11 protein-coding genes are annotated in these 12,741 nt (G+C 70.6%); 2 read left to right on the forward strand and 9 right to left on the reverse strand.

The window, feature by feature from the left end; all coding sequences use genetic code 11:
• Nucleotides 1-4: 4 nt before the first annotated feature.
• The 6 genes from ACFY3N_RS20975 to ACFY3N_RS21000 all read right to left on the reverse strand — a co-directional run bounded on the left by ACFY3N_RS20975 (nt 5) and on the right by ACFY3N_RS21000 (nt 5,894).
• Nucleotides 5-457 carry a DUF948 domain-containing protein gene (locus ACFY3N_RS20975; protein WP_390818198.1) on the reverse strand — a complete coding sequence of 151 codons (453 nt, stop codon included), beginning with the start codon at nt 455-457 and terminating at the stop codon, nt 5-7.
• A 191-nt stretch (nt 458-648) separates the two neighbouring features.
• Nucleotides 649-1,263 carry a 30S ribosomal protein S4 gene (rpsD, locus tag ACFY3N_RS20980; RefSeq protein WP_145870366.1) on the reverse strand — a complete coding sequence of 205 codons (615 nt, stop codon included), beginning with the start codon at nt 1,261-1,263 and terminating at the stop codon, nt 649-651.
• A 303-nt stretch (nt 1,264-1,566) separates the two neighbouring features.
• Complete coding sequence (locus ACFY3N_RS20985) at nt 1,567-2,922, reverse strand: replication-associated recombination protein A (RefSeq protein ID WP_390818199.1); 1,356 nt, start codon at nt 2,920-2,922, stop codon at nt 1,567-1,569.
• Between the two features lie 42 nt (nt 2,923-2,964).
• Entirely contained in the window at nt 2,965-3,633 is a 669-nt protein-coding gene (locus ACFY3N_RS20990; RefSeq protein WP_390818200.1) for a vitamin K epoxide reductase family protein, read from the reverse strand.
• A gap of 269 nt (nt 3,634-3,902) precedes the next feature.
• Nucleotides 3,903-5,165, reverse strand: a complete 1,263-nt coding sequence (hisS, locus tag ACFY3N_RS20995; protein ID WP_390818201.1) for a histidine--tRNA ligase — start codon at nt 5,163-5,165, stop codon at nt 3,903-3,905.
• A gap of 12 nt (nt 5,166-5,177) precedes the next feature.
• Complete coding sequence (locus tag ACFY3N_RS21000) at nt 5,178-5,894, reverse strand: MBL fold metallo-hydrolase (protein ID WP_390818202.1); 717 nt, start codon at nt 5,892-5,894, stop codon at nt 5,178-5,180.
• Nucleotides 5,895-6,077: 183 nt separating this feature from the next.
• On the opposite strand from ACFY3N_RS21000, the gene ACFY3N_RS21005 reads away from it, so the two are divergent.
• Nucleotides 6,078-6,899 (forward strand): peptidylprolyl isomerase, encoded by an 822-nt coding sequence (locus ACFY3N_RS21005; protein WP_390818203.1) that lies wholly within the window; start codon nt 6,078-6,080, stop codon nt 6,897-6,899.
• 138 nt (nt 6,900-7,037) lie between these two features.
• Nucleotides 7,038-8,267, forward strand: a complete 1,230-nt coding sequence (locus ACFY3N_RS21010) for a DUF349 domain-containing protein (RefSeq protein WP_390818204.1) — start codon at nt 7,038-7,040, stop codon at nt 8,265-8,267.
• A 78-nt stretch (nt 8,268-8,345) separates the two neighbouring features.
• Here ACFY3N_RS21010 and relA read toward each other — a convergent pair whose 3' ends face one another.
• From relA to secF, 3 genes are all read right to left on the reverse strand, one after another.
• A complete protein-coding gene (gene relA / locus ACFY3N_RS21015; protein WP_390818205.1) occupies nt 8,346-10,880 on the reverse strand; it encodes a GTP pyrophosphokinase in 2,535 nt (844 codons plus the stop codon).
• Nucleotides 10,881-11,074: 194 nt separating this feature from the next.
• Nucleotides 11,075-11,623: an adenine phosphoribosyltransferase gene (locus tag ACFY3N_RS21020; protein ID WP_390818206.1), complete on the reverse strand. Its 549-nt coding sequence runs from the start codon at nt 11,621-11,623 to the stop codon at nt 11,075-11,077.
• Nucleotides 11,620-12,738, reverse strand: coding sequence for a protein translocase subunit SecF (gene secF, locus ACFY3N_RS21025; protein ID WP_390818207.1), 1,119 nt, complete (start codon nt 12,736-12,738; stop codon nt 11,620-11,622). Before secF ends, ACFY3N_RS21020 begins: the two co-directional genes overlap by 4 nt.
• Nucleotides 12,739-12,741 lie beyond the last annotated feature (3 nt).

Consider the following 12,741-nt stretch of genomic DNA (forward strand, 5'->3'; position numbering starts at 1 on the left):
TGGGTCAGTCCTTCTTTCCCCGGGTCCGCTTCTCCCGCCGCGCTCCCGGGACGGTGCGGCCCACGATCACGTTGCGCCTCGGCTCCTTGGCCGGGGCGTCGTCCTTGCGGCCGCTGACGGCGCGGCGCACGCCGTAGCCGAAGGCGGCGACCTTGACCAGGGGGCCGCCGAAGGTGGAGGCCACGGTGGTCGACAGCGCGGAGGCGTTGGAGGTGACCTCCTGGACGTCGGAGGCGATCGCGTCGACCCGTTCGATCTGGGTCTGCGCGGAACGCACCGCCGCCGAGGCGTCCGCCAGCAGGGGGACGGCCTGGTCGGTCACGTCCGCCACGAGCCTGGTGGTCGCCCGGAGCGTCTGGGCCAGCCTCGCCAGCGCGACGGCGAGGAAGGAGACCAGGATCGCCCAGAACACGGCCACCAGGATTCCGGCCACCTCGCCACCGGACACTGTGTGCACCCGCTCCCTTGAAACGCGCCTGAACATCGAGAAAGTCGTGGGGCCGAGCCTATCGCGCCGTTGACGGGACTCCGTACCGGATTACCGTCCGCCCCCGGTGGAGTCGCGGGGCGGAGCGAGTCGAGCCCGCCGTCCCCCCGCCGGGAAGGGCGGGGGGACGGCGGGCTCGGGGTACCGCGTGCCTGCCGGGGTCAGCGGGCGTAGTACTCGACGACGAGCTGCTCGTCGCAGATCACCGGGATCTCCTTGCGGTTCGGCTCACGGTCCAGGCGGAACGCCAGGGACTTGAGGTTCACCTGGAGGTAGCGCGGGGTCTCGCCGTCGGGGGCGAAGCCGCCTTCACGGGCGATCGTGAAGAGGGTCTTCTCCTTGCTGCGGTCACGGACCTGCACCACGTCGTCCGGGCGGACACGGAAGGAGGGCTTGTCGACCTTCTTGCCGTTGACCTGGATGTGGCCGTGGACGACCATCTGCCGGGCCTGGTAGATCGTGCGGGCGATGCCCGAACGCAGGACCAGCGCGTCGAGACGGCGCTCGAGCTCGATGATCAGGGCCTCACCGGTCTTGCCCTGGACCTTGGAGGCACGCTCGTAGGCGCGGACGAGCTGGCGCTCGGACACGTCGTACTGCGCGCGCAGACGCTGCTTCTCCAGCAGACGGACCTTGTAGTCCGAGTTCTGCTTGCGGCCACGGCCGTGCTCACCCGGCGGGTAGGGACGGGCCTCGAAGTACTTGACGGCCTTCGGGGTCAGCGCGATGCCGAGGGCACGCGACTTCTTGACCTTGGGGCGGGACTGGTTCGCCACTTCTCTTCCTTCTCCTCTTCGGCTGCCTCAGGGTTACGGGAGGTCGCATCCGCAGCCGGGGGAATTCCCATCAGGCCCGCGAGGGACTTGGTGGGCAGCCGCTCCCCTGGTCTGGGCACATACGTGCAGCACACGAACGGCCCACCGACCGGTCCCGGGACTGACGGGGGGTGGTGGGCTGCCCGCGACACCTACGACGGTGCGCGACGCTCCTGGATCGAAGGATCCGGCTGGATGTCCCGCCTGAGGCGCCGACCGGAGCCGGACACGGGACTCAGCACTCCGCACGAGTCTACAGGGTGGTCAGGGCCGTTTCCGACCGAGGTGCTTCCTGGTCCACTCCACCGCGTCCGCGTAGCGGGCCTCCGCGCCGTGCCGGGTGGGCTCGTAGTACTCGCGGTCCTTCAGGGCGTCCGGTGCGTACTGCTGTGCGGCGATGCCCTCGGGCAGGTCGTGCGGGTAGGTGTAGCCCTTCCCGTGCCCGAGCTTCGTCGCGCCCTTGTAGTGGCTGTCCCGCAGGTGGGACGGCACGGGACCGGCCAGTCCCTTGCGCACGTCGTCCAGGGCGGCGCCGATCGCGGTGGTCGCCGCGTTGGACTTCGGGGCGAGGGCGAGGGCGATGGTGGCGTGGCTGAGGGTGAGGGCGGCCTCGGGGAAACCGATCATGGCGACGGCCTGGGCGGCGGCGACGGCGATCGGCAGGGCGCCCGGGTCGGCCAGGCCGATGTCCTCGCTGGCGGAGATCATCAGCCGGCGGGCGATGAAGCGGGGGTCCTCACCGGCCTCGATCATGCGGGCCAGGTAGTGCAGGGCGGCGTCCACGTCGGAGCCGCGGATGGACTTGATCAGGGCGCTGGCGACGTCGTAGTGCTGGTCGCCGTCGCGGTCGTACTTCACCGCGGCCCGGTCGACCGTCTCCTCCAGCGTGGCCAGCGTTATCTCCGCCTCGCCCTTGTCCAGCGCGGCCCCGGCGGCGGCCTCCAGGGCGGTGAGCGCGCGGCGGGCGTCGCCGCCGGCGATGCGCAGGAAGTGGTCCTCGGTGTCCCCGGGAAGCGTGACGGCGCTCTTCAGGCCCCGCTCGTCGGTGAGGGCGCGCTTCAGCAGGCCCCTGATGTCGTCGTCGGTGAGCGGTTCGAGCGTGAGCAGGAGGGACCGGGACAGCAGCGGGGAGATGACCGAGAAGTAGGGGTTCTCGGTGGTCGCGGCGATCAGGGTGACCCAGCGGTTCTCCACGGCCGGGAGGAGGGAGTCCTGCTGGGCCTTGCTGAAGCGGTGGATCTCGTCGAGGAAGAGGACGGTCTCCTGGCCGTACCCGCCGGAGGCGCGGCGGGCGCCGTCGATGACCGCGCGGACCTCCTTGACGCCCGCGGTGATCGCCGACAGCTCGACGAAGCGCTTGTTGGTGGCCTTGGAGACGACGTAGGCCAGGGTGGTCTTGCCGGTGCCGGGCGGCCCCCACAGGATCACCGAGGAGGGTCCCGCGGGGCCCGACGCGCCCTCGCCGACCAGTCTGCGCAGGGGGGAGCCCGGCTTCAGCAGGTGCTGCTGGCCCACCACCTCGTCGAGGGTCCGCGGGCGCATCCGGACCGCCAGGGGGCTGCCGGCCGGGTCCTTCTCCTGGCGTTCTTCTGCTGCGGCGGTGAACAGGTCGGGCTCCACGCTGAAACCCTAAAGCACCGCACCGACAGTCCGGGCGGGCGGTCAGCCGGTCCAGAAGTCCCACCAGCGGGTCAGGATCAGCATGCCGATGATCCCGATGTGCAGGACCGGCATGACCCAGGTGAACTCGTCGAAGAAGCCCTTCAGCCAGCCCGGGGCGGGCAGGAAGCCCTGACGGACGTTGAACGACGTCACGTACCAGAACATGATGATCGTGGCGACCCAGGCCAGGCAGCACCACAGGCACAGGGCGTTGATCCGGTACAGGGACTGGAACATCAGCCAGGCGCAGAAGACGACGCCGAAGAGGGTGCCCGCGTTGAAGGCGAGCCAGTACCAGCGCGGGAAGCGGGCCCGGGCGAGCAGGCTCATGCCGACGCAGACGACGATGCCGTAGGCAACGAGACCGAGCATCGGGTTGGGGAAGCCGAACACGGAGGCCTGGTCGCTCTCCATGACGCTGCCGCAGGAGACGACGGGGTTGAGGCTGCACCCGGGGACGAACGTCTCGCCCTTGACCTTGGCCTCGAGCAGCTTGAACTTGTCGAGGGTGATCACCCACGCGGCGAGCACGCCGGCGGCGCCGGTGATCACCAGGAGCAGGGCGAACGCCCGGCTCGCGCCTTCCGTGCGCGTCGCGGGGGCGGTGCGCCGGGGGCCGGCCGAGGGTTCGGGCTCCCTGTCGACGTCCCTGACTGTCGTCTTGCTCATCACGCCGATTCCGTCACTGGAGAGTGGGTCCTGCTTCGGGCAGGGGCCATTGTGCCGTACGGAGCTGTGGTCCGCCGTCGGGCGGACACGGGAAGACGCCGGCGTTCGCCCGTGAGCGTACGGTTTCGGCCGCTGTCCGCGGGACGGCCGCACGGACGCTCCGCTCCCGGGTCATCCGGTGGGGTGAAGCCGCCCGTACGCGTTGACGACGAAGGCGCCGGTGCCCCGCGCGGGCATCCGGCGCCTTCCTCCGTACGCGTACGAGGGGGTCAGCCGAGCCGTGACTCCAGCTCCGCCACGATCTCGTTGACGCCGACCGCCGTCTGCTCGCCGGACTCCATGTCCTTGAGCTGGACGACGCCCTCGGCGAGGTCGCGTTCGCCCAGCACCAGGGCGTAGCGGGCGCCCGAGCGGTTGGCGGCCTTCATCGCGGCCTTCAGCCCCTTGCCTCCGTACGAGAAGTCGGCGGCCACGCCGTTCTTCCGCAGTTCGGTGACCTTGGCGAACAGCACCCGGCGGGCCTCCTCGCCGAGCGGGACGGCGAACACGCTGGTGGTGGCGGGGAGTTCGAGCGCGACGCCCTCCGCCTCCAGGGCCAGCACCGTGCGGTCGACTCCCAGGGCCCAGCCGACGGACGGCAGCGCGGGGCCGCCGATCATCTCGGACAGGCCGTCGTAGCGGCCGCCGCCGCCCACCGCGGACTGGGAGCCCAGGCCGTCGTGGACGAACTCGAAGGTGGTGCGCGTGTAGTAGTCCAGGCCGCGCACCAGCTTGGGATCGTCCTCGAAGGAGACGCCCGCCGCCGTGATCAGCTCGCGGACCTCCTCGTGGTAGGCCTTGCAGGCGTCGCACAGGTAGTCGCGCAGCAGCGGGGCGCCGGTCAGCTGCTTCTGCACCGACTCCCGCTTGTCGTCCAGGACGCGCAGCGGGTTGATCTCCGCGCGGCGCAGCGTGTCCTCGTCCAGGTCGAGGCCGCGCAGGAAGTCCTGCAGCGCGGCCCGGTAGACCGGGCGGCACTCCTTGTCGCCGAGGCTGTTGAGCAGGATGCGGAAGTCGCGCAGGCCCAGCGAGCGGTACGCCTGGTCGGCGAGGATGATCAGCTCGGCGTCCAGCGCCGGGTCCTCCGCCCCGATCGCCTCGGCGCCGACCTGGGAGAAGTGGCGGTAACGGCCCTTCTGGGGACGCTCGTAGCGGTAGTAGGAGCCGGAGTACCAGAGCTTGACCGGGAGGTTGCCCGCCTTGTGCAGGTTGGCCTCCAGGGCCGCGCGCAGCACGGAGGCGGTGCCCTCGGGGCGCAGGGCGAGCCGGTCGCCGCCCTTGGTCTCGAAGGCGTACATCTCCTTGGTCACGATGTCGGTGGACTCCCCGACACCGCGCGCGAACAGCTCGACGTTCTCGAAGCCGGGCGTCTCGATGTAGCCGTAGCCGGAGCCCCGCAGCGGGGCGGCGATGGCCTCGCGGACGGCGAGGTACTTGGCGCTGTCCGGCGGGATCAGGTCGTACGTGCCCTTGGGGGCCTTGAAGGTGCTCACGGAAGTCTCTCGTCACATTCCTCGTCGGGGAGCCTCGCCGGCGCCGCGTCCTTGGCGGTCCGCCGCCACCTGCCGCAGATAGGGGTTGGTGGCGCGCTCCTGGCCGATGGTCGTCTGGGGGCCGTGGCCGGACAGCACCACGGTCGAGTCGTCGAGCGGCAGGCACACGCGGGCCAGGGACTCGAGCATGTCGTCCATGGAGCCGCCCGGCAGGTCGGTGCGTCCGATGGAGCCGGCGAACAGCAGGTCGCCCGAGAACATGACCGGCGGGACGTCCGCCGCCTCGGGCAGGCCGAAGGTCACCGACCCCCTGGTATGGCCCGGCGCGTGCGCGACGGAGAACTCCAGGCCCGCCAGCTCCAGCCGCGTGCCGTCGGTCAGCTCCTTGACGTCGTCCGGCTCCCCCACCGTCAGCTCGCCCATCAGCGGCATGCCGATGGCGCGGCCGATGCCCTTCTCGGGGTCGCTCATCATGTACCGGTCCTCGGGGTGGATCCAGGCCGGCACGTCGTGCGCTCCGCACACCGGGACGACCGAGGCGACGTGGTCGATGTGACCGTGGGTGAGAACGACGGCGACGGGCTTGAGCCGGTGCTTGCGGACCGCCTCCTCGACTCCGGCGGCGGCCTGGTGGCCGGGGTCGATGATCACGCACTCCTCACCGGCGGCGGGGGCGACGAGATAACAGTTCGTCCCCCAGGCCCCGGCGGGGAACCCGGCAATGAGCACGATCGTCCTTCGTTGTGTCGGTACGGGAGGCTTGCGACGGGGCTGCGCCCGCCGTCAGAGCCTACCGGCGCTGCCGATTCCTCAGCGAACCCATATACGGTACGGGGCACACGCAGGCGGTCGGCTCACCGCACGCACGCACGCGTACCGGCCGGCACACGAGACGCATGAGGAGAGAATCCGGTGGTCAGCCAGGAACAGCGGCGGCGTCAGCTCGCCCGGGAGAAGTTCTTGCGGCAGCAGCAGCGGCGCACCGAAGCGCGGCGCAAGTCGCGGGTCCGCAACTCGGTGGTCGCGTCCGTGCTCGGTGTGGTCCTCGTGGGCAGCCTCGCGCTGTACACGACCGGGACGCTCAAGCAGGACGACGACAAGACCAACGCGAACGCGGAGGTCACGCCGAGCGCCGCACCGACCAGCAAGGCTCCGGACCCGTGCGACGAGCCCGCCGGGGGCAAGGTCAAGTCGAAGACCTGGAAGAAGGAGCCGGCGCTCACCGTCGACAAGTCGGCGGAGTACACCCTGAAGCTGGACACGACCTGTGGCGGGATAGACGTGGCGCTGAAGGCGTCGGCGGCCCCGCACACGGTCAACTCCTTCGACTTCCTGGCGAAGGAGGGCTACTTCGACCACAGCAAGTGCCACCGGCTCACCACGAACGGCATCTACGTGCTGCAGTGCGGTGACCCGACGGGCACCGGCACCGGCGGTCCCGGCTACACGATCCCGGACGAGAACCTGAAGGACAAAAGCCTGAAGGACAACATCTACCCGGCGGGCACGGTCGCGATGGCCAACACCGGGCAGAAGGACAGTGGCGGCAGCCAGTTCTTCCTGGTCTACCAGGACAGCCAGCTTCCGCCCAGCTACACACCGTTCGGCACCGTCTCGGACGCCGGCATGAAGGTGCTGAAGAAGATCGCCGACGCCGGGGAGAACACCGGAGCGGGTGACGGGGCACCCAACGCGACGGTCGTGATCGACAAGGCGACCGTCACCAAATCCTGACCCCCAACTGCGGAATTTCGGTCGCGCGGGATGCGGACAGGCATCCCGTCGGTCGCCTATGTTGGCCGTGACGAAACTGTGGACGATGCCCGGGGGAGCTTCGAGGCCCCCCCGACGGCATCATGTGGAGGAGGCGCTGTGAGCAGCGACCCGTGGGGCCGCGTCGACGAGACGGGGACCGTGTACGTGCGTACGGCCGACGGCGAGCAGGTCGTCGGTTCCTGGCAGGCCGGCTCCCCCGAGGAGGCGCTGGCCTACTTCGAGCGCAAGTACGAGGGCCTGGTTGTCGAGATCGGCCTCCTCGAGAAGCGGGTGAGGACCACCGACCTGTCGTCCAAGGACGCCCAGACCGCGATCGGGCACCTGCGCGAGCAGGTGGACGCGCACCACGCGGTCGGCGACCTGGACGCGCTCAGGGCCCGGCTGGACAAGCTCGTGGAGCTGGTGGAGGCGCGCCGCGAGGAGCGCAAGGCACAGCGGGCCAAGCAGTCCGACGAGGCGCGTCACGCCAAGGAGGCGCTGGTCGTCGAGGCGGAGGAGCTGGCGCAGTCCGACCAGTGGCGGGCCGCGGGTGAGCGGCTGCGGGCGCTGGTGGACACCTGGAAGGGCCTGCCGCGGCTGGACCGGAAGTCCGACGACGAGCTGTGGCACCGGTTCTCGCACGCGCGGTCGGCGTTCTCCAAGCGGCGCAAGCAGCACTTCGCGCAGCTGGACGCGCAGCGCGAGGACGCCCGCCAGGCCAAGGAGCGGCTGGTCGCGGAGGCCGAGTCGCTGTCGAATTCGACGGACTGGGGCCCGACGGCCGCCCGCTACCGCGAGCTGATGACGGAGTGGAAGGCCGCGGGACGCGCCCAGCGCGAGCACGAGGACGATCTGTGGAACCGCTTCCGCGGCGCCCAGGACGTCTTCTTCGCCGCCCGCAGCTCGGTCTTCGCCGAGCGTGACGCGGAGCAAGCCGAGAACCTCAAGCTCAAGGAGGAGCTGGCCGAGGAGGCCGAGAAGCTCCTGCCGATCACGGACCTGAAGGCCGCGCGGGCCGCGTTCCGCGGGATCAACGAGCGCTGGGAGGCCATCGGCCACGTGCCGCGGGACGCCCGCCCGAGGGTCGAGGGCCGGATGCACACCGTGGAGCGGGCCCTGCAGGAGGCCGAGGAGACCGAGTGGCGCCGGACGAACCCGGAGGCACGCGCGCGTGCCGCGGGTCTGACCGGTCAGCTCCAGGCCGCCGTGGACAAGCTGAAGGGCCAGATCGAGCAGGCCAGGGCGCAGGGCAACACCGCCAAGGCGGAGAAGCTCGAGCGGGAGCTGGAGGGCCGCCAGGCCCTGCTGGACCAGGCGCTGAAGGGTCTGCAGGAGTTCGGCGGCTGAGAACTTCCGCACGACACCCGAAAGGGGGGCTCCCGTACCTCGGGTACGGGAGCCCCCCTTTCGGGTGTCTGTCGCCCGCTAGGTGCGGTTGCGGGCCGAGGTGACCCGGTAGACGTCGTAGACGCCCTCCACGCCGCGCACGGCCTTCAGGACGTGGCCGAGGTGCTTCGGGTCGCCCATCTCGAAGGTGAAGCGTGAGGTGGCGACACGGTCGCGGGAGGTCTGGACGGCCGCCGAGAGGATGTTGACGTGCTGGTCGGACAGCACGCGCGTGACGTCCGACAGCAGCCGGGACCGGTCGAGGGCCTCGACCTGGATGGCGACCAGGAAGACCGAGGACTGGGTGGGCGCCCACTCGACGTCGAGGATCCGCTCGGGCTCCCGGGACAGCGAGTCGACGTTGACGCAGTCGCTGCGGTGCACCGACACGCCGCTGCCCCGGGTCACGAATCCGATGATCGGGTCGCCGGGTACCGGCGTACAGCAGCGGGCCAGCTTCACCCAGACGTCCTCGACGCCCTTGACGACGACACCGGGGTCGGCGCTGGAGCGGCGCTTGCGGCCGCGGCCGCGGGCCGGCGGGACCGACTCGTCGATCTCCTCGGTGGCGGCCTCCTCGCCGCCGAGGGCCTGGACGAGCTTCTGCACGATGTTCTGCGCGGAGACATGACCCTCGCCGATCGCCGCGTACAGCGCGGAGATGTCCGAGTAGCGCATCTCGTGCGCCAGCGTGACCAGCGAGTCGCCGGTGAGGATGCGCTGGATCGGCAGGTTCTGCTTGCGCATCGCGCGGACGATGGAGTCCTTGCCGTGCTCGATGGCCTCGTCGCGGCGCTCCTTGGAGAACCAGGCGCGGATCTTGTTGCGGGCGCGCGGCGACTTGACGAAGCCGAGCCAGTCGCGGGAGGGGCCGGCGCCGGCCGCCTTGGAGGTGAAGACCTCCACCAGGTCGCCGTTGTCGAGGGTCGACTCCAGCGGTACGAGGCGGCCGTTGACCCGCGCCCCGATGGTGCGGTGGCCGACCTCGGTGTGGACGGCGTACGCGAAGTCCACCGGCGTGGCACCGGCGGGGAGCGCTATGACGTCGCCCTTGGGGGTGAAGACGAAGACCTCGTTGCGGGACAGATCGAAGCGCAGCGACTCCAGGAACTCGCCGGGGTCCTCGGTCTCCTTCTGCCAGTCCAGGAGCTGCCGCAGCCACGCCATGTCGTTGATGGCGGCCGAATCCTTGCCGGCCCTGCCGGCCGGCTTGGGCGCGTCGGTGCGGATCTTGGAGGCGCCGGCGACGGCCTCCTGCTTGTACTTCCAGTGCGCGGCGATGCCGTACTCGGCGCGGCGGTGCATGTCGAAGGTGCGGATCTGCAGCTCGACGGGCTTGCCGCCGGGACCGATGACCGTCGTGTGCAGCGACTGGTACATGTTGAACTTGGGCATCGCGATGTAGTCCTTGAACCGGCCGGGGACCGGGTTCCATCGCGCGTGCACGGTGCCGAGGGCCGCGTAGCAGTCGCGGACCGTGTCCACGAGGACGCGGATGCCCACCAGGTCGTAGATCTCCGCGAAGTCACGGCCGCGGACGATCATCTTCTGGTAGACGCTGTAGTAGTGCTTGGGGCGGCCGGTGACGGTCGCCTTGATGCGGGCGGCGCGCAGGTCCTGCTGCACCTCGTCGGTGACGATGGCGAGGTACTCGTCGCGCTTGGGCGCCCGCTCGGCGACCAGGCGGACGATCTCGTCGTACATCTTGGGGTAGAGGATCGCGAAGGCGAGGTCCTCCAGCTCCCACTTGATGGTGTTCATGCCCAGGCGGTGGGCGAGCGGCGCGTAGATCTCCAGGGTCTCGCGCGCCTTCTTCTCCTGCTTCTCGCGCTTGAGGTAGCGCATGGTGCGCATGTTGTGCAGGCGGTCGGCGAGCTTGATGACCAGGACGCGCGGGTCCTTGGCCATGGCGACGACCATCTTGCGCACGGTCTCGGCCTGCGCGGCCTCACCGAACTTGACCTTGTCCAGCTTGGTGACGCCGTCGACGAGCAGGGTGACCACGTCGCCGAAGTCGCGGCGCAGGTCCTCCAGGCCGTACTCGGTGTCCTCGACGGTGTCGTGCAGCAGTCCGGCCATCAGCGTGGCCGGGTCCATGCCGAGCTCGGCGAGGATGGTGGTGACGGCGAGCGGGTGGGTGATGTACGGGTCGCCGCTCTTGCGCTTCTGGCCGCGGTGCCAGCGCTCGGCGACCTGGTAGGCGCGCTCGATCTGGCGGAGGGTGGCGTTCTCGATCTTGGGGTCGTTGCTGCGCACGATCCGCAGCAGCGGCTCGAGGACCGGGTTGTACGGGTTGGCGCGCTGGACGCCGAGCCGGGCGAGGCGGGCGCGGACGCGGTTGGAGGAGCCGGAGCGCGGCTGGCCGGTGTTGGGGCGGGCCAGGGGGGCGGAGCGCTCGGGCGGCGCCGGCTTGGGGCGCGACTGCTCGGGCTTGTCGACGGGCGCCGACTGGGCGTGCTGAACCGGCCCGCGCGTGTCGTTCTTCGCGTGGGGCGCGCTCGGCGCGGGCTTGGCCGCGGCCGCCGAGGCGGACTCGGGCTTGGCGGCGGTCAGGTGCTGGGCCTCGTCTGGCAAGAGGGCTCCTCGTGCGCGATCCGGGTCCTCCGGTCAGGCTCCGGACACCCCATGGTAGCCATCCCGTGCCCCTGGATCGCCTGCGGGCGGGTGTGAGGACGGCCTACTCCCGAAACACCCGAGGCGGGCACCGGATTCCTCCGGGCCCGCCCGAGCGGTGTTCCCTGTGCGCGGTTCGCGTGCGACACCGCTGGTCAGACCGTGAGCAGCGCCTCCAGCGGGGCGCCGGCCAGGGCCGGTTCCAGCCGGGCGCGGCCGCCGAGGAAGCCGAGCTCCATCAGTACGGCCAGGCCCGCGACCTCGGCGCCCGCCCTGCGGATGAGCTGGACCGACGCCTCGGCGGTGCCGCCGGTGGCGAGGACGTCGTCGACCACCAGGACGCGGTCGGCGGTGCTCAGGTCCTCGGCGTGCACCTCGATCTCGGCGGAGCCGTACTCCAGGTCGTAGGCCTGGCTGAGGGTGGCTCCGGGGAGCTTGCCCGCCTTGCGCACGGGGATGAAGCCGAGGCCCGCGCGGACGGCGACCGGGGCGCCGAGGATGAACCCGCGGGCCTCCAGGCCGACGACCTTGGTGGCGCCGGTGGCGCGGGCGATGTCGGCCAGGGCGTCGCTGAGCGCGGCGAACGCCTCGGGGTCCGCCAGGAGCGGGGTGATGTCCTTGAACATCACGCCCGGCTCCGGGTAGTCCGCCACGTCCCGGATGCGGCTGAGCAGCAGCGTCGAGATGTCGGTGAGCCCGGTCATCGGCGCTTCCCGGAGGGACGGCCGCGGCCGCGGGTGCGGGAGGGCGCCTGGTCGCGCGGGCCGACGACCGCGGGTGCGGCGTCCTCGGGCTCGTCGCCGTGGTCCTCGTCGGTGACCGGGCCCCCCTGCGGCTCACCGGCGGCCGCGTCCTGGGCGCGCTTGGCCAGGACGCGCTTCTTCAGCGCCTTCATCGCCGGCTCGCGCTCCTTGAGGTCGGCGACGAGCGGGGTGGCGATGAAGATCGAGGAGTACGCACCGGCGGCGAGGCCGACGAACAGCGACAGCGAGATGTCGTTCAGCATGCCGGCGCCGAGGACACCGCCGCCGATGAACAGCAGGCCGCCCACCGGCAGCAGCGCGACCACCGTGGTGTTGATGGAGCGGACCAGGGTGCTGTTGATGGAACGGTTGGCGATCTCGCTGTAGGTCCAGCGGGTCTGCTTGGTGATGTCCCTGGTCTGTTCCTTGAGGCTGTCGAAGACGACCACCGTGTCGTACAGCGAGTAACCGAGGATGGTGAGCAGACCGATCACCGTGCCCGGCGTGACCTCGAAGCCGACGAGGGCGTAGATGCCGACGGTGATGGTGATGTCGTGGATCAGGGCGACGAACGCGGCGAGTGCCATGCGCCACTCGAAGGCGATCGCCAGGTAGATCACGACCAGGATGAGGAAGATGCCGAGGCCCTGCCAGGCCTTGTTGGCGATCTGCTCGCCCCAGCTGGGACCGACCAGTTCGGCGTTGATCTGCTCGGCGTCGACCTCGAGGTCCCCGGCGAGCGTGTCCTTGATCTTGTCCGACGTGCCGGTGTCGATGCCCGCGACCTGGATGCGCAGGCTGCCGTCGCCGAGCTTCTGGACGATCGCGTCGTGGCCGGAGGCGTCCTCCGCGTACCCCTCGGCCGCGGCGACCGAGACGCTCATGTTCTTCGGGGTGGTGAAGACCGCTCCGCCCTGGAACTCGATGCCCATGTGCAGGCCGCGCACCGCCAGGCCGACGATGGCCGTGATGGTGATCAGGATGGAGATGCCGTACCAGATCTTGCGGTTCTTGACGAAGTCGTAGCCGACCTCGCCGTGGTGCAGTCGGGCGCCGAGGGTGCCGAGCTTCGACATCTC

Source organism: Streptomyces sp. NPDC000348 (genome assembly GCF_042898795.1).
GTDB lineage: Bacteria > Actinomycetota > Actinomycetes > Streptomycetales > Streptomycetaceae > Streptomyces.